The organism is Mycobacterium sp. NGS69 (genome assembly GCF_059812165.1).
This window is the reverse complement of record NZ_JCALCD010000002.1, coordinates 34548-51568: the sequence shown is the minus strand read 5'-3', so window position 1 is coordinate 51568 and position 17021 is coordinate 34548. Positions and strand designations below refer to the sequence as shown.

The 17021-nt window shown below is 70.6% G+C and carries 17 protein-coding genes; 13 read left to right on the top strand and 4 right to left on the bottom strand.

Annotated elements, in window-relative coordinates; all coding sequences use genetic code 11:
• Positions 1–86: 86 nt before the first annotated feature.
• The 10 genes from AC5Y2S_RS05445 (at position 87) to AC5Y2S_RS05400 (ending at position 8618) form a co-directional block, all read left to right on the top strand.
• Entirely contained in the window at positions 87–1172 is a 1086-nt protein-coding gene (locus tag AC5Y2S_RS05445; RefSeq protein WP_499955642.1) for a polyprenyl synthetase family protein, read from the top strand.
• Positions 1169–2698, top strand: a complete 1530-nt coding sequence (gene crtI, locus AC5Y2S_RS05440) for a phytoene desaturase family protein (RefSeq protein ID WP_499954485.1) — start codon at positions 1169–1171, stop codon at positions 2696–2698. Before AC5Y2S_RS05445 ends, crtI begins: the two co-directional genes overlap by 4 nt.
• A complete protein-coding gene (locus tag AC5Y2S_RS05435; RefSeq protein ID WP_499954483.1) occupies positions 2695–3627 on the top strand; it encodes a phytoene/squalene synthase family protein in 933 nt (310 codons plus the stop codon). The genes crtI and AC5Y2S_RS05435 overlap by 4 nt, the downstream gene beginning before the upstream one ends.
• Positions 3624–3947 (top strand): lycopene cyclase domain-containing protein, encoded by a 324-nt coding sequence (locus AC5Y2S_RS05430; RefSeq protein WP_499901087.1) that lies wholly within the window; start codon positions 3624–3626, stop codon positions 3945–3947. The genes AC5Y2S_RS05435 and AC5Y2S_RS05430 overlap by 4 nt, the downstream gene beginning before the upstream one ends.
• The gene (locus AC5Y2S_RS05425) at positions 3944–4255 is read left to right on the top strand and encodes a lycopene cyclase domain-containing protein (protein ID WP_499954481.1); all 312 of its coding nucleotides are present in this window, start codon (positions 3944–3946) and stop codon (positions 4253–4255) included. The genes AC5Y2S_RS05430 and AC5Y2S_RS05425 overlap by 4 nt, the downstream gene beginning before the upstream one ends.
• The gene (locus AC5Y2S_RS05420) at positions 4242–4967 is read left to right on the top strand and encodes a class I SAM-dependent methyltransferase (protein WP_499954479.1); all 726 of its coding nucleotides are present in this window, start codon (positions 4242–4244) and stop codon (positions 4965–4967) included. Before AC5Y2S_RS05425 ends, AC5Y2S_RS05420 begins: the two co-directional genes overlap by 14 nt.
• A complete protein-coding gene (locus AC5Y2S_RS05415) occupies positions 4964–6484 on the top strand; it encodes an FAD-dependent oxidoreductase (RefSeq protein WP_499954477.1) in 1521 nt (506 codons plus the stop codon). Before AC5Y2S_RS05420 ends, AC5Y2S_RS05415 begins: the two co-directional genes overlap by 4 nt.
• A complete protein-coding gene (locus AC5Y2S_RS05410; protein WP_499954475.1) occupies positions 6481–7473 on the top strand; it encodes a Rieske (2Fe-2S) protein in 993 nt (330 codons plus the stop codon). Before AC5Y2S_RS05415 ends, AC5Y2S_RS05410 begins: the two co-directional genes overlap by 4 nt.
• A gap of 47 nt (positions 7474–7520) precedes the next feature.
• Entirely contained in the window at positions 7521–7919 is a 399-nt protein-coding gene (locus tag AC5Y2S_RS05405; protein WP_499901092.1) for a DUF2784 domain-containing protein, read from the top strand.
• Between the two features lie 135 nt (positions 7920–8054).
• The gene (locus AC5Y2S_RS05400) at positions 8055–8618 is read left to right on the top strand and encodes a MarR family winged helix-turn-helix transcriptional regulator (protein WP_499954473.1); all 564 of its coding nucleotides are present in this window, start codon (positions 8055–8057) and stop codon (positions 8616–8618) included.
• Here the strand turns inward: AC5Y2S_RS05400 and AC5Y2S_RS05395 are convergent.
• The 3 genes from AC5Y2S_RS05395 to AC5Y2S_RS05385 are packed head-to-tail and all read right to left on the bottom strand — an operon-like array spanning position 8562 to position 11539.
• Positions 8562–9845 carry a glycosyltransferase gene (locus AC5Y2S_RS05395; RefSeq protein WP_499954471.1) on the bottom strand — a complete coding sequence of 428 codons (1284 nt, stop codon included), beginning with the start codon at positions 9843–9845 and terminating at the stop codon, positions 8562–8564. The two genes, AC5Y2S_RS05400 and AC5Y2S_RS05395, sit on opposite strands and share 57 nt — an antisense overlap.
• Before the next feature lie 13 nt (positions 9846–9858).
• On the bottom strand, positions 9859–10905 hold the full coding sequence (gene fni, locus AC5Y2S_RS05390; protein ID WP_499954469.1) for a type 2 isopentenyl-diphosphate Delta-isomerase: 1047 nt from the start codon (positions 10903–10905) through the stop codon (positions 9859–9861).
• Between the two features lie 58 nt (positions 10906–10963).
• Positions 10964–11539, bottom strand: a complete 576-nt coding sequence (locus AC5Y2S_RS05385) for an SOUL family heme-binding protein (RefSeq protein ID WP_499955640.1) — start codon at positions 11537–11539, stop codon at positions 10964–10966.
• Positions 11540–11735: 196 nt separating this feature from the next.
• Between AC5Y2S_RS05385 and AC5Y2S_RS05380 the strand changes: the two genes are divergently transcribed.
• A complete protein-coding gene (locus tag AC5Y2S_RS05380; RefSeq protein ID WP_499954467.1) occupies positions 11736–13967 on the top strand; it encodes an MMPL family transporter in 2232 nt (743 codons plus the stop codon).
• Here AC5Y2S_RS05380 and AC5Y2S_RS05375 read toward each other — a convergent pair.
• Complete coding sequence (locus tag AC5Y2S_RS05375) at positions 13921–14403, bottom strand: MarR family winged helix-turn-helix transcriptional regulator (RefSeq protein WP_499954465.1); 483 nt, start codon at positions 14401–14403, stop codon at positions 13921–13923. The genes AC5Y2S_RS05380 and AC5Y2S_RS05375 overlap by 47 nt on opposite strands.
• A 75-nt stretch (positions 14404–14478) precedes the next feature.
• Between AC5Y2S_RS05375 and AC5Y2S_RS05370 the strand changes: the two genes are divergently transcribed.
• Both AC5Y2S_RS05370 and AC5Y2S_RS05365 read left to right on the top strand, forming a co-directional pair.
• Complete coding sequence (locus tag AC5Y2S_RS05370; RefSeq protein WP_499954463.1) at positions 14479–16542, top strand: MMPL family transporter; 2064 nt, start codon at positions 14479–14481, stop codon at positions 16540–16542.
• Positions 16539–17018, top strand: coding sequence for a TspO/MBR family protein (locus AC5Y2S_RS05365; RefSeq protein ID WP_499954461.1), 480 nt, complete (start codon positions 16539–16541; stop codon positions 17016–17018). Before AC5Y2S_RS05370 ends, AC5Y2S_RS05365 begins: the two co-directional genes overlap by 4 nt.
• Positions 17019–17021 lie beyond the last annotated feature (3 nt).

Sequence of the window (17021 nt, the reverse complement as noted above, 5' to 3'; positions counted from 1 at the left end):
CGAGCCAGCGGCTGACCGACCCTGCGAGGGAGGCTTCGGTGGGAGCTGTGCACGCATTTCCGGGTGTGCGCCTTGCCGAAGCCACCCTGCCCGGGCCCGCCGCCCTGCCCCCTTCCGGCCAACTCGAGGCCTGGCGAGCGGGTTTGCGGCAGGCGGTGCTCTCCCGCGTCGTCGAATTCGTCGCCGACCGCTGCGTCGAGGCGCTGGGCCCATCCGGCCTCGACGTGGCCGGCGACATGTTGATGGAATTCGTCAACGGCGGCAAATGCCTGCGGTCGACGTTCATGTATCTGGGCTGGCTGTGCGGCGCGCCGGCCAGCGATGCGGCGCTGTCGGCCGCGGCCAGCCTGGAGCTGCTGCATGCGTTTGCGCTCCTGCAGGACGACGTGATGGACGAGTCGACCGCGCGACGGGGGCGCCCCGCCGCGCACGTCCAGTTCGCCGCGTGGCATCGCCGGCGCGGATTGTCCGGCCCCTCGCGCCGGTTCGGTGAGTCGTCCGCCATCCTGCTCGGCGACCTGTGCCTGATCTGGGCCGAACAAATGCTGCGCGACAGCGGCCTTAAGCACCATCAGTTGCAACGCGCGTGGCCACGCTACGACGCCATGCGCACGGAGCTGGCGGTGGGCCAATTCGCCGATCTTGCAACGGATATGCGCGATCTGCCCACGCTGGAAGCCGTGCTGGAGGTGGCCCGGCGGAAGTCGGGAAACTACACCGTGCGCCGGCCCCTGGAGATCGGCGCCGCGACGGCGGGCTGCGACGAGCGGGTGCTGGCGGCGCTCGGCGCCTACGGCTCGGCCATCGGCGAAGCGTTCCAGCTGCGCGACGACGTCCTCGGCATCTTCGGATCCCCCGCGACGACCGGCAAACCCACCAACGACCTGATCGAGCGCAAGGCCACCAGCGTGGTGGTGGCCGCCCACCAGTTGGCCGACCCGTCGACGCGGCTGCAGTTCCGGGAACTGATGACGACCGACCGGCTTGACGAATCAGCCCTCGACCGCTGGCGAAATCTGATACTCGCCACCGGGGCCGTGCATTACATCGAAGAACTGATCGCTGAGCGCGTCGACGAAGCGGTAAACGCCTTGGATTGCACCGCCTTTGGCGACCACCTCACGGCCGCGCTGGTCGACATGGCGGGCCTGTGCACGCGGCGCGCGGCATGAGCGCCCGCACCGTGCCCGGGCGAACCGACCACGTCGTCGTGGTCGGCGCGGGATTCGCGGGGCTGGCCGCCGCGCTGCACCTGGCCGGGCGGGGCCGTGAAGTCACCGTGGTGGAGCGCCAACCCTGGCCCGGCGGGCGGGCGGGCCGGCGCGACGTCGACGGCTACCGCATCGACACGGGCCCGACGGTGCTCACCATGCCGGACCTCATCGACGAGGCCTTCGCCGCCGTGGGCGAAACCTTCACGGACAGGGTCGAATTGTTGCCGGTCGACCCGGCCTACCGGGCGCGATTCGCCGACGGCAGCACCATCGACGTCCACACCGACGCCGATGAGATGGCCGCCGCGGTGCGCGAGTTCGCCGGGCCGCAACAGGCCGACGGCTACCGGCGGTTGCGCGACTGGCTGAACCGGTTGTACCGCACCGAATTCGACGGCTTCATCGCCGCCAACTTCGACTCCCCGCTGTCGCTGCTGAATCCTCGGCTGGCTCGGCTGGCCGCGCTCGGCGGCTTCCGCCGCTGGGACACGATGGTCAAGCGCCACATCAGCGACCCCCGGCTGCGCCGGGTGTTCACCTTCCAGTCGCTGTACGCCGGCGTCGCACCGCAACATGCCCTGGCGGTCTACGCGGTGATCGCCTACATGGACACGGTCGCCGGCGTGTTCTTTCCACGCGGTGGCGTGCGGGCGCTGCCCGACGCCCTGGCGGCGGCGGCCGCCGACGCCGGAGTGCGGTTCCGCTACGGGTCAACGGTCACCAAGCTGGAGCGCAGCGGCCAGCGGATCACCGCGGTCCACACCGACCTGGATCGACGCATCGCCTGCGACGCGGTGGTGCTGACGACCGAGCTGCCGCAGACCTACCGGCTGCTCGGCCGCCAACCACGCCGGTTGCTTCCGCTGCGCGCGGCGCCCTCGGCGGTGGTGCTGCACGTGGGGTGCCCCGCCGTGGCCGCGCAAACCGCGCACCACACCATCCTTTTCGGCGCGGCGTGGGAGCGGACGTTCACCGACATCATTCGCGACGGCCGGCTCATGGCCGACCCGTCACTGCTGGTCACCCGGCCGACGGCCACCGACCCGAGCCTGGCGCCCACCGGCCGGGACCTGCTCTACGTGCTGGCCCCGGCCCCCAACCTGGCGCGCCGCGCCATCGACTGGATGGCCACCGGCGACGCGTACGGGGCCTCCCTCCTCGAGGTCGTGCAGGACCGGCTCCTGCCCGGGTTGCGCGACGACGCCCGGTTGCTGCATGTCGACACCCCGGCCGACTGGGCCCGCCAGGGCATGGCGGGCGGCACGCCGTTCGCGCTGGCCCACACGTTCGCCCAGACCGGCCCCTTCCGGCCGGCCAACACGGTGCGCGGCATCGAGAACGCGGTGCTGGCCGGGTCGTCGACCCTGCCCGGTGTGGGCGTGCCCACCACCCTGATCTCGGGGCGACTGGCGGCCGATCGCATCACCGGCCCGACCGATCGGACGACGACGCGGACGCTCGACCTGAAAGCCGGATCCCGATGATCCGCACCGAGCTGGACGCCGCCGGGATCGACGAAGACCGCCTGCGCGCGGCATATCGGCGGTGCCGGCGGATTGCCGCCGAAAACGGTCGCACGTATTTCCTCGCCACCCGATTGCTGGCCCCCGACCAGCGCCCGGCCGTCCATGCGTTGTACGGCTTCGCCCGCCACGCCGACGACATCCTCGATGAACTCAATCCGGCCCTGGACGTCGCCGAGCGGGCGGACCGGCTGCAGCGGCTCTCGGATCGCTTCTTCGACGGCGGTGAGCACCACAACGAGCCCGTCCTCGCCGCCGTCGGCCACACCGCGCGCCGCTACGGGATCCCCGCCGAGCTGTTCGCCGACTTTCTGGACTCCATGCGGATGGATCTCACCGTCACCGATTATCCCGACCGGGGCGCGCTCAACCGCTACATGCGTGGCTCCGCGGAAGTCATTGGGCTGCAGATGCTTCCGATCCTGGGGACCGTGTGTCCCGTCGACGAGGCCGCCCCGTACGCCGCGGCGCTCGGCCGTGCGTTTCAGCTCACCAACTTCCTGCGCGACGTCGACGAGGACCTGGCGCGGGGCAGGGTCTACCTGCCCGCCGACGAACTCGCGGCCTTCGGCGTGGACCGGGAGCTGCTGGCGTGGTGTCACGTTCACCGGCGCACCGATCCCCGCGTCCGGTCCGCGTTGGAGGCCCAGCACCAGATCACCCGCGAGATCTACCGTTTCGCCGCCGATGGCATCGCCCTGCTGGCGCCGCGTTCCCGGCCGTGCGTGGCGACCGCCCTGACGCTCTACTCCGAGATCCTCGATTGCATTGAAGCCAGCGATTTCTCGGTGTTCACGCGGCGCGCCACCGTCGGCACGACGCGTCGGCTTCAGGTCGCCGGCGGCGCCCTGGTGCGGTCGTGGCGGGCCCGGATGAGGGGCGCGTCGTGAGCGATCGGTGGCAGTACCTGATCGTGCTCGGCCTGTGCCTGGCGATCACGGCGCCGCTGGAGCTGTTCGGCGCCGGCGTGTATCGCCAGCCGCGCCGGCTCGCGCGCGCCGTGCTTCCGGTCGCGGCGGTGTTCCTCGTCTGGGACGCGGTGGCGATCGGCGCCGGGGTGTGGACGTATTGCGACAGCTACATCGCCGGCATCCACATCCCGTTCGGGGTGCCGATCGAGGAAGTGTTGTTCTTCCTGGTGATTCCGGTGTGCGCTCTGCTGACCTACAACGCGGTGACCGCCATCCTCGAACGAGTCAGGCACCGATGACCGGCCTCGGCTACACGGTGCCGGCCGTCGCGGCCGTCCTGGTCGTCATCGCGCTGGAGCTCGCGCTGTTGCACACGGGGTTGTTCCGGCGGCCGGCCTACTGGTTGTCGATGGTGATCGTGCTCGGCTTTCAGGTTCCCGTCGATGGCTGGCTGACCAAACGCAGCGCGCCGATCGTGATCTACAACGAGCGGCAGACCAGCGGCGTGCGATTTCCGTTCGACATTCCCGTCGAGGACTTCCTGTTCGGCTTCGCGCTGGTCACCGCCGTGCTGCTGTTGTGGGAGCGACAACGTGCGCGTCGATAAGGCGGGCCTGCCCCGCGACGAGGTGCCCGGCGCCTTCGACGTCGGCGCCGCGGCGTACGACCGGTTGGTCGGCGCCAACCCGTACTACCACGCGAACCTGGCGCGCTCAGCGCGCCGCATGCGGCTGCCCGGACGGGGACGGGGACTGCGCCTGCTCGACGCGGGCTGCGGCACCGGGGCGTCGACGGCCGCGCTGCTGGCGGCGGCTCCCGAGGCGGAGATCGTCGCCGTCGACGCCGCCAAGGGAATGCTCGATGCCGCACGGGCAAAAGCGTGGCCACCGTCGGTCCGGTTCGTGCATGCCCGCATCGAAGAACTCGACGAGCACGGCGTCACCGGACCGTTCGACGGCATCCTGGCCGCCTATCTGCTGCGCAATCTCGCGGACCCGGACCGTCAACTGCGGGAGTTTCGCGCGCTCCTTGCGCCCGGCGGCGTCCTGGCGGCGCACGAGTACTCGGTGCGCGATTCGGTTGCCGCAACCCTGATTTGGCACGCAGTGTGTTGGGGCATCATCATCCCCGCCGGCTGGTGGCGCACCCGCGACAGCACGCTGTACCGGCACCTGTGGCGCAGCGTCCTCGCGTTCGACGGGGCGTCGCGATTGCGACGACGGGTGCGCGACGCCGGATTCATCCGGGTGCGAAGCCTCACCATGCCCGGCTGGGAACACGACGTCGTGCACACCTTCCTCGGGGAGGCGCCCCGATGACCGACCGCCGCCGCCACATTCACCCCGCCCCGCCGGGGCTGCCCGACGCGGGCGCGCTCGCGTCGCGGCCGCGCGCCGTTGTCGTCGGGGCGGGCATCGCCGGCCTGACGGCCGCCACCGCCCTCGCCGAACGCGGCGTTGCCGTGGACGTGGTGGAACGCGAGGGATACCTGGGCGGCCGGGTGGGCGGCTGGACCGAGCACGTCGACGGCGCCGAACTCGCGATGAACCGCGGGTTCCACGCCTTCTTCCGGCAGTACTACAACCTGCGGGCCCTGCTGCGCCGCGTCGACCCGCAGCTGGGGATGCTCGCCGCCGTCGAGGATTACCCGCTGATCGACGGCGCCGGACGACGGGACACGTTCCGCGGCCTGCCCCGCACCCCACCGTGGAACGCGCTGGCGTTCGCGCTGCGCAGCCCCACGTTTTCTCTCGGCGACCTGGCGCGCATCAACGCGCGGGCCGCCGCACCGCTGGCCGCGGTGTCGGTGCCAGACATCTACCGGCGGCTCGACCACATCGACGCCGAAACCTTCTTGAAGAGCATCAACTTTCCCCAATCCGCGCGCCACCTCGCGTTCGAGGTGTTTTCCCGCAGCTTCTTCGCCGAGCCGGCGCAACTGTCCGCCGCCGAACTGGCGACCATGTTCCACATCTACTTCCTGGGCTCCAGCGAGGGCCTGGTCTTCGACGTGGCCACCGCGAACTTCGATGTGGGCCTGTGGAATCCGCTGGCGGACTACCTGCGGGAGCGGGGCGTTCGGATGCACCTGGGCGCGCGCGTGTCCAGCGTCACCCCCGGCAGCGCGAAAACGCTTCGCGTCCAAGCCGATTCGGGTGAGCGCTGGGACGCCGACGCCGTCGTCCTGGCCCTCGACGTGGGTGGCCTGCAGCGGGTGGTGGGCGCGTCGCCCGGGCTCGGCGGCGATCCGTGGCGCGCGCGGATCCGGCGGCTGCGCACCGCACCGTCGTTCGTGGTGCATCGGCTCTGGCTCGACCGGCCGGTCGAGTCGCACCGGCCGGCGTTCCTCGGCACCGCCGGTCACGAGCCGGTCGACAACATCAGCGTCCTGGAGCGCTACGAGCGCGAGGCCGCCGCGTGGGCGCGGAGCCACGGTGGATCCGTCGTCGAATTGCACTCGTACGCGGCCGGTTCCGAGTCGCCCGCCGGGGCGGCGCTCGGGCCCCTGCACGAGCTGTATCCCGAAACCGCGCCGGCGCGTGTGGTTTACGAACGCGAACTGCGCCGCAGCGATTGCCCGCTGTTCGCCCCCGGAACGTACGCGCTGAGGCCGACCGTGGCCACGCCGCAGCGCGGGCTGGTGCTGGCCGGCGACGGCATCCGGGTCGACCTGCCGGTGGCGCTGATGGAGCGCGCGGCCACCACCGGGTGGTCGGCCGCCAACCGGCTGCTGGCGTCGTGGGGGCTGGCCGGTCACCAACTGTGCACGGTTCCCGTCCGCGGACGGTCGGCGCTGCTGCGCTCGCTGGCCGAGCGCCGGGGACCCCGTCGATGAGCGTCGGGGACCGCCTGCGCCGCCGGTGGAAAGACTGGCCCGTCGGCGTGATACGGCCTGTGCCGTGGACACAGCAGCGCCCGACCTACCGGGACGCGCGGCCGGCGATCATCGACGCCGCCTTGGAACGCTCGGGGCGCCGGCCGACGGGAAACTGGTTTGTGTTCGCGGCCAGCCGCGAGGTGGTCGCCGGTCGCGCCTACGGCGCGCGGGTCGCCGGTATCGACCTGGTGGCCTGGCGCGACAAGCGCGGCAGCCTGCGGGTCGGCCCCGCAACCTGCCCCCACCTGGGCGCCGACCTCGCGACGGGCCTGGTGCGCGGGGGCGTCCTGTACTGCCGATGGCACGGGCTGGCCCTCGACGGCGATGCGTGCGAACTGCGCTGGAAGCCGTTTCCCAGCCACGACGACGGCGTGCTGGCGTGGGTGCGCCTGGATTCGGCGGGCGCGGAGGCTCCGATGGACGAGCCGGTGGTCGTGCCGAGGCCCACCACCGACACGTTGGCGGCGGTCACCCGCATGGTCGGGCACTGCGAACCGACCGACGTCGTCGCCAACCGGCTCGACCCGTGGCACGGCGCGTGGTTTCACCCGTATTCGTTCACCCGGCTGGAGGTGCTCGCCACGCCCACCGAGGAGGACGACCGCTTCCTGGTCTCGGTGACCTTCCGGATGGGTCGCTTCGGGGTGCCGGTCATCGCCGAATTCACCGCCCCCGAGGCGCGCACGGTGGTCATGCGCATCATCGAGGGCGAGGGAACGGGCAGCGTGGTCGAAACGCACGCAACGCCAATGGGTTTGGGGCGCGACGGCCGGCCACGCGTCGCCGTGATCGAGGCCATCGTCGCGACTTCGCGGCGCCCCGGTTTCAAGGCGGCGCGCCGCGCCGGCCCGTTGATCACGCCGCTGATGCGCCGTGCCGCGACCCGGCTGTGGCGCGACGATCTGGCCTATGCCGAACGCCGCTACCAACGACGCACCGGTGGCTAACATGGACCTACCGCAGCACGTGCCAACGGCGGAAGTCCGAACCAGCGATGAAGAAAGCGCACTTCGCCTTCTTTAAAAACCTCGTGATCGTCAGCGTCGGCGCGCACTTCGCCTACCTGTGCTACCTGCCCAGCGGCGGGTTTTTGGCGCTGCGCTGGCCGCGCACCATCTGGCTGCACCTGGCGAGCGTGGCCTGGGGTCTGCTGGTCGTGACGCTGCCGGTGCCGTGTCCGCTGACGTCGCTGGAAGATTGGGCGCGCGCGAGAGCCGGGATGGAACCACTGCCGAACACCGGGTTCGTCGACCGCTACGTCGCGGGTGTGCTCTATCCGCCGGGCCGGACCGGCACCGCGCAGGCCGTCGCCTTTCTCGCCGCCGCGACGTCATGGATCGCCCTGGCGAGGAAGGCGCGGGCCACCTCGCTCTCCGCCGGGAATGATTCGTGAAAGCCTTGCGCCCACGGGTCGGACATCGAGAAGTGGCGCGGGACCGCCGGGTTCGATCCGGGCGCGCGGCAGGTCGCGCTAGGTCCTCGGTGAGCGCACCGATACGCTGGTTGGCCTGATGAAGGATGCGGGTAGGTGAGCAAGCGCGGCGCACAGGATCCACCGGCGCCCCGGGCCGAGCTGGAGCGGCAGCTGTCGGCCGACATGCGGTCGATCACGGCGCAATCGGATCGCATCGGCCGACACTTCGCGCGCACGAACGAGGTGGGCAGCAGCGATTTCCACGCGCTGCTGCACATCATGGTCAGCGAAACCGCGGGAAAGCCGTTGACCCTGGCCCAGCTGAAGCAGCGCATGGACGTGTCGCCCGCGGCCATCACATATCTCGTCGACCGGATGATCGAGGCGGGCCACATTCGGCGGGAGCCCGACCCCGCGGACAGGCGAAAGTGGCTGCTGCGCTACGAGGAAAGCGGCATGACGTTGGCGCACGCCTTCTTCCGGCCGCTCGGGATTCACCTCAGCAAGGCGATGGCGGACCTGAGCGACAAGGACCTCGATGCCGCCCATCGGGTTTTCACGGCGATGATCACCGCGATGTCCACGTTCGAGGACGAGCTCGCCAACGAGACGTCGAAACCCTCAGCACAGCCCGGGCGGGACGCCGCGGTCCCCCGGCGCCGGCGATCCCCCCGGTAGAACCCGACCCAGCAGCCGCTGCTCGATCAGGTCGGCGCCACGGGCCACACCGCCGGTCGCGGCAAAGCCGGCGGCGACCCGGCGGGCACCCTCGGCCATCGTCGTCGCCTGGCAGATGGCGGCGCGCAGGCGCGCCGCGGTCAGCCTCTTGGCCGGCAGCCGGGTGCCACATCGCGCCATCTGCACGCGGCGCGCCACTTCGGCCTGATCGCGCGCAAAGGGCACCGCGCAGACCGGGACACCGCGGTCCAGCGCCTTCACGGTGGTTCCCATCCCGCCGTGGGTGACGGCGCAGATCGCACGGTCGAGGACCGCGCCGTGCGGCACGAAACGGCACACCGTGGCGTTCGGCGTCCGTGGTAGGCCGTCGGGCACGCCGGCCGGGAACGTCGCGACGACGTGGACCGGTTCATCGGCCAACGCCTGCAGGGCGATTCGGCCGAGCCACGCGTCGGCCTGCGCGATCGAGGAGGTGCTGACCAATACGATGGGCCGGTCGATGTCGGCCACCCAATCGGGGACATCCGCGGGGGCCGTGTCGAATTCACACGCACCGATGAAGTGCACGTCGCGCCAATCGGGATGCGGGTACTCGAACGGCTCGCCGCCGACGGCCAGCAGCAGCGGCGCGCGGCGCATCAGCCCATCCACCGATTTCACTTTCGGCACACCTAATTCCGCGCGGACGGCGTTGACCCGCGGCACTACCCGGCGGTCGAAGAGGTGGTTCACAAACGGGCGCATCGACGCGTCGCGGACCATGCCGACTACTCCCGGCAGCGGCCGCAGGCCCGGACCGAACGGAGGCGCCGCGCGGGACCGCAGGTAGGGCGTGAACGGGGAGAACACCAGCCACGGAACACCGCTGGCCTCCGCTGTCGATATCGCTCCCCAGCAGTTCGCGTCGACGATGACCGCGTCGGGCCGCACCCGCGCCAGCGTGCCGCGCAGGTCGCCGACCTCGATCACCGCGCGACGGCACAAGACGTCGATCGTCTCCGCGAGGACGCCTAACGCGTTGGGCGCCAGCCAATCCCGGCCGGCGATGGCCTCGATCCGCGGGTCGACCGGCTCGGTGTCGATGCCGACCGCCCGCATGGCGTGCACGCCGGCGGCCAGGGTGACCAGGTGAACCCGGTGCCCGCGCCGCCCCAGTTCCCGCAGCAGCGCGGCGAGGGGATAGAGGTGGCCCAGCGCGGGCGACCCGTAAGCCAGAATCACTGCCATGGGCCGGTCGCTCTTATGAAACGGCCGTCACGCCAACGTCTCGCAGTGCACCCAGGTCGGCCGCCCCGCACCCGTGCAGGCAGATGCGCAGCTCGTCGATGAATCGCTGCAGCCAGGCCGCCGCCGCGGCCGCCGATTCGATCGCCGCGGGCAACAGCGGCCGCGCCACGGCTACCACGTCGGCGCCCAGGGCCAGCGCCTTGGCGGCGTCCATGCCCGTCCGGATCCCACCCGAGGCGACCAGCGGGATGTCCGGCAGCGCCGCGCGCACCTCGGCGATCGCCTGCGCGGTGGGTATGCCCCAGTCCGCCAGGTCCGGGTAGCGCACTTCGCCGTAGCGGACCAACTGCTCGACGCGTGACCACGAGGTTCCGCCGGCGCCGGCCACATCGACGGCCGCCACCGGCGGCTCGGAGGACAAGCGCAGCAATTGGCCGATCGCGGCGGCGCCGATCCCGTGACCGACCTCCTTCAGCAGCACCGGGTAGCCCAGCGCGCCGGCCACGTCATGCAGCCGGTCCAACGATCCCGCGAAGTCGGTGTCGCCGCCGTGCTGGATGGCCTCCTGCAGCGGATTGGTATGCACCGCAAGCGCATCCGCACCCACCCGATCGAGCGCTCGAACGATGTCCGGCACCGCATCCTTGGTCAGCTGGGACAGGCCGATGTTGCCCAGCAACAGCACGTCCGGTGCCACGTCGCGCACGGCGAAGCTGGAGGCGGCACCCTCCCCCAGGACGCTGTCGAGCATCACCCGCTGCGAGCCCAGCATCATTCCGATGCCGAGCCGCTGTGCCGCCGCGGCCAGATTCCGGTTGATGGTGCCCGACAGCTTCGCCCCGCCGGTCATGGCGCCGATCAGGATCGGCGCCCGCAACCGTGCCCCGAGGAATTCGGTGCGCAGGTCGACGTCGTCGAGGTTGGTCTGGGTCAGGGCGTTGTAGGGCAGGGCGTAGCGTTCCAGGCCGGTCGTCACGCCGTGGTAACCCACGTCGCCGTCGAGGCACACGTCGATGTGGCGACGCTTGCGGGTGGTCATCTCGCCGCGGTCGGCGGTCATGGCGCGTCAACCCCGCGCCGGCGGTTCAGCAGCCAGATGTGGGCGGACAGCACGTCGATCAAGCCGGCTCGACCGGCACGGCAATCTCGTTGCGGCGCAGGGCCGGGACGGTCCAAGGCGGATCGTAGAACCAGGCCGCCGGCGTATCGACGGCCTGGAATCCGTACTCGCGCAACGTGGACATCAATTTATCGGTGTGCGCCGCGAGGGCACGGCGACTGCGGCTGCCCGTGAAGCGGTGCACCGCGACCGTCTCCGCCGGCACGGCCGCCAGCCTGACTTCGCCGTCGTCGGGATCGGGCAACGAGTCCAGCGTCTTTTCGGCGGGCATGAAAAACCGGATCACCCATTTGCGGTCGCCCGCCGCCTCCTGGGCCACCGGGGCGGTCATCGCGATCTTCTCGTGACCGCCGTTGCCGCCGAAGATGTAACCGGCGAGCCGGCGAAACCCGGTATAGCGGGCGGCCTCCTCGTCCGCCACGACCGTCGTCTCCGCGGCTATGCGGGCGCCGTAGTGCCGGATCTCGACGTCCCGGGTCAGCTGCTCCGCACGGTAGTCCGGCTCCTTGGTGCCGTGGCGGTAGCCGACCACCGTGCCGGCCGCATCGATTACCTCGCCGAGCAACGCTCCCATCGACCCGAACACATCCCTCACCTCTTCCTGCCACATGTCCTTAGGTGGTACCCCGCCTGCAGGCAGCCTAACGGAATTAGCACATTTAGTTAAGTGCTTGAATGTTTAAGAATCTTAACATAACCTCGGAGGGACGTCAGCCCACACCACCGACCGCGGCCGGCCGGTGCACCGCGGATCACCCTAAGGGCGGTACATGCTAGCGAGAATGGCCCGACTCGCCGTCGCCGCGCCACGACGCATCGTCGCCATCACCGCCTTGTTCATGATCGCCGCCGCCGTTTTCGGCATACCCGTCGCGACCAGGCTGTCCGCCGGGGGATTTCTCGACCCGGCATCCGAATCGGCTCGCGCCGCCGCGACGCTGTCCGAGAAGTTCAATCAGGGTGGCATGGATTTGGTGCTGCTGGTGAATTCGGCGGGCGGCGCCGGAGGCGGGCCCGCACAAGCCGTCGGCACCGACATCGCCCGACAGCTTTCCCAATCGCCTTACGTGGCGCGGGTGATTTCACCCTGGGACGCGCAAGCCAGCCCCGGCTTGTTCAGCGCCGACGGAAAGACCGCGATGATTCTCGTCGCACTCACCGGCGACGAAAACAGCGCGCCCCGGCATGCCCGGACGCTGGCGGAGCGGTACGCGCACGACCATCAGGGCGTCACGGTGCAAGCGGGAGGGTCGGCGCTGGTCTACGAGCAGATCAACCGGCAGACCGAGAAAGACCTGCTGCGGATGGAATTGATCGCGATACCGCTGAGTTTCATCGCGCTGGTGTGGGTCTTCGGCGGGCTGCTCGCGGCGGCACTGCCCGTGGCGGTCGGCGGAGTCGCGATCCTGGGTTCGCTCGCCGTGTTGCGGGTGATCGCTTCGATCACCAACGTGTCGAGCTTTGCCCTCAACGTCACGGTGGCATTGGGTTTCGCCCTGGCCGTCGACTACAGCCTGCTGATCGTCAGCCGGTACCGCGACGAACTGGCCGCCGGTGCCGGACGGGACGAGGCGCTGGTGAAGGCCCTGACGACCGCCGGCCGAACCGTGATGTTCTCGGCGATCACTGTGGCGCTGGCGCTGACCGCGACCGCGCTGTTTCCCATGTACTTCCTCAAGTCCTTCGCCTATGCCGGGACGGCGGTGGTGGGGTTCGCCGCCTTGGCCGCGGCGGTCGTCGCGCCGGCCGCGATCGCATTGCTCGGAGAACGCCTCGACGCCTTCAACGTGTGGGCGCTGGGCCGCAGGCTCTTCCGGCGGCCGGCACCGCAGGGGCGGACGTTGGAAGCCAGCTTCTGGTACCGCACGACGAAAGTGGTCATACGGCGGGCGATCCCGGCCGGTTTGGCGGTCACCGCGGTCCTGCTCGCGCTGGGCGCACCCTTCCTCGGCGTCAGGTGGGGCTATCCCGACGACCGGGTACTGCCGACGTCGTCGTCGGCGCGGGCCGTAGGCGACCGAATCCGCGGCGACTTGCGCACGACGTCCGAGATCAAGGTCGTCCTCCCCGAAACCGCCGGCCTCACAACCGCGGACCTGGACGACTACGCCATGCGGTTGTCCCTCGTTGCCGACGTGGCGGCGGTGTCCGCGCCAACCGGCACCTTCGTCGCCGGTCAGCCGCAAGGCCCGCCATCGGCCGCGGCCGGAATGGCAGGCGGCAGCGCCTATCTGACCGTTGACAGCGCCGCCCCCCTTTACGGTCGGGCGTCCGAGGCGCAATTGGCCCGCCTGCACGAAATCGCGCCGCCGGGGCACCGACCGGCGCAGTTCACCGGTACGGCACAAACCAATCGTGATTGCGTGAACGGGATTACGAGCCGCTTGCCGATTGTGTTCGGTTTCATCGCGGTCGTGACGCTGGTGCTGCTGTTCCTGCTCACCGGCAGCGTGCTGCTCCCGATCAAGGCGGTTCTGCTCAACATGCTCTCGCTCACCGCCGCATTCGGCGCCCTGGTGTGGATCTTTCAGGATGGCCACCTGGGGGCGGTAGGCACCACGCCGACAGGCACGCTGGCCGCGAACGTCCCGGTGCTGATGTTCTGCATCGCCTTCGGTCTGTCGATGGATTACGAGGTTTTCCTGCTTTCCCGGATCCGCGAGTACTGGCTCGACTCGGGCCGAACGCGTGCGGACAACGACGAAAGCATCGCGCTCGGCATCGCCCGCACCGGCAGGGTGATCACCGCCGCGGCGCTGCTGATGTCGATCTCTTTCGCGGCCCTGATTTCCGCGGGGGTGTCCTTCATGCGGATGTTCGGGCTGGGCCTGACCGTTGCCGTCCTGGTGGACGCGACGCTGGTGCGGATGCTGCTCGTGCCGGCGTTCATGCACGTGCTCGGCGGCCTGAACTGGTGGGCGCCCGAACCGCTGGCGAGATGGCACCAGCGCACCTTCAACGGGGCGAGCCCAATTCGCCCTGGAAGTGGCGCATTGCGCTGATCAGCGCGGCGAAGACCCGGTGCGCCGCGGCCAAATCCGCGTCGGGTAAGTCGTTGAGCGCGGCGCGGGTGTGCACCCCCAGCGGGGTGAAGAACGAGCGCGCGGTGTCCAGCCCGGGATCCGAGTAGCGCAGAATGACCTTTCGCCGGTCCTCGGCGTGGGTGTCGCGCCGGATGTGGCCGGAATTGATCATCCGCTCGACGAGATAGGTGATCGCCGCCGCGGACAGGCCCATCTTCTGACGCAACTCCCCCGATGTCAGCGGAGCACCGGCCGTTTCGGCCACCAGGATATGCAGCAGGGCGCGAAAGTCGCTGGTGCCCAACCGATGCGCCGCGGCGAAGACCCGACCCATTTGGTCGGACTCGGCGGTCAGGGCGCGCGCGTCGGCCGCGATCAGCGCCTCGAGCCCAACACGCTCGGTGGTGGCTTCCATCAGAATCGCAGCATACCGCGTCAAAACGGGATTGTTAATTTGATTAATGGTTAAGCGACTGAAATAATTGCTGTCGTGGGCTGGGACGCTGTCGCCGCTGCCGTGACGGGCCGGCGTTCGTGGCTGCCCGGATTCGGCGCGCTATTGCTGGGTATTGGCTTCATCGTGTTCATCGGCGGAAACGCGGCGGCGGGCCGCGCGCCGCTGTCGGTGCCCAGCGGCTCGGATTCCGCCAAGGTCGACGCCCTGGTCCGCCAGTTCCCCGGCGGTGACCGGGCTCCGCTGATCGTCGTGGTCAGCCGCGCCGACGGCGCGTCGCTGGACCCCGCGGACCTGGGCGCCGCCCACGCGGCCCGCGACCGGATGCTCGCGCTCAACCACGATGCCGACGCGGCACCGGTGACGGTCTCGGGCGACGGCAAAGCGGCCATCGGCGTGGTCTCCGTGTGTGCCGACCTGTCGGGTCTGGAACTCAACGACACGGTCGCCGGCCTGCGCACCGCCGCCGACGCCGGGCTGCCCCCGGGCCTGCGGGCCCACGTCACCGGCGGGCCGGCCTTCGGCGCGGACATCGCCAACGCGTTCACCGACGCCAACGTCGCCCTGCTGGCGGTGACGGCGTCCGTGGTGGCGCTGCTGCTGATCGCCACCTACCGCTCGCCTGTGCTGTGGCTGACACCGCTGCTGGTGATCGGGTTCGCCGACCGGGTCGCTGCGGCGCTGGGCACGGCGGTGGCGTCGCTGACCGGGCTGAGCTTCGACGGCGCCACATCCGGGATCACCAGCGTGCTGGTGTTCGGCGCGGGTACCAACTACGCGCTGCTGCTCATTTCGCGCTACCGCCAGGAACTTTCGCGTCACCCCATGCATCGCGACGCGCTGCGCCGGGCCGTGCGCATGGCCGCGCCGGCCATCGTGGCCAGCAACGCCACCGTGGTGCTGGCGCTGCTGACCCTGCTGTTCGCCTCCACCCCGAGCACCCGCAGCCTGGGCGCCCTCGCGGCGTGCGGACTGGTCGTCGCCGCGGTGTCCGTCCTGGTGGTGCTGCCGCCGGTGCTGGCGCTGAGCGGGCGGCGGTTGTTCTGGCCCTTCGTCCCGCGCGACGATAACGGGGCCGCAATCGATTCGGGGCCATGGCACCGGGTGGCCGAGCGGGTGGCCCGGCGCCCGGCCGCGGTGGCGGCGGTCGCGATCGCGGTCCTGGCGGCCCTTGCGACCGGTCTGCTGGGGACCCGAATCGGCCTGTCGCAGACCGAGCAGTTCCGGGTCCGCGCGGATTCGGTGTCCGGCTACGACGTTGTGGCCGCGCATTTTCCGGGCGGCCTGGCCGGCCCCACGGTGGTGGTCGCCCCCTCCGGCGAGGCGGCGCGGGTGCAGCGGGCGATCGCTGCCACGCCGGGCGTGGTCTCGGCGACCGAGACGGGCCGGTCGGCAACAGCACTGACGAAGTGGTCGGTCTTGATCGACGCCCAACCATCCTCCGGCGCGGCGTTCACAATCGTTGCCGCGCTGCGGCATTCGACCAGGGCCGTCGCCCCCGGCGCGCTGGTCGGGGGCCCCGACGCGCAGGCACTCGACATCCGCGACGGTGCCGCGCATGATCGACTGGTGCTCATCCCGGCGATCCTGGCGGTGATCCTGGGCGTGCTGTATGCGCTGCTGCGCTCTGCCCTGGCTCCGCCAATCCTGCTTGCCGCAACGATTCTCGGCGCGCTGGCCGCGCTGGGCGTCGGCGGCTGGGCCAGCATGCACGTCTTCGGGTTCCCCGCGCTGGACAACAGCACGCCGCTGTTCGCCTTCCTGTTTCTGGCCGCCCTCGGCGTGGATTACACCATCTTCCTGGTCACCCGCGCCCGCGAGGAGGCCGCGCGTCATGGCGCGCGGGACGGCATGGTGCGCGCGGTGTCGGCCACCGGCGGCGTCATCACCAGCGCGGGCATCGTTTTGGCCGCCGTGTTCTGCGTGCTGGGGGTGCTGCCGTTGATCGTCCTGACGCAGCTGGGCATCATCGTGGGCCTCGGCATCCTGCTGGACACCTTCGTGGTGCGCACCCTGGTGATACCCGCGCTGTTCGCCCTCGTCGGCGACCGCATCTGGTGGCCCACCGATCCCACCCAACCGGAAGGAAGCAGAGCGTGAAACCCTCGATTCTGGCCGCGACCACCGTCGCCGTCGCCGTAGCCGCCGGCACCGGAAGCATCGCCAGCCCAAAGCGCGTGCCCGCCTGGTACTCCCGGCTCCGCAAGCCGCCCTATCAGCCGCCCGGCATCGCGTTCCCCCTCGTCTGGACCACGCTCTACGGAGACATCGCGGCGACGTCCGCGGTGGCCATCGACCGGTTGCGGGCCGCGGGACAGACCGGGGCCGCCCGCCGCTACGCCGCGGCGCTCGGCGTGAACCTGGCGCTGAACGCCGGCTGGAGCTGGCTGTTCTTCCGCTATCACAAGCTCGGCGCTTCCGCGCTGGTCGCCGCGGCACTGACGGCCAGCAGCGCCGACCTCGCGCGCCGGGCCGCGCAGGCCGACCCGCGGGCCGGCCTGGCGCTGTCCCCCTACGCGCTGTGGTGCGCATTCGCCACCGTCCTGGCCACCCACGTGTGGCGGCTCAACCGCTGAATC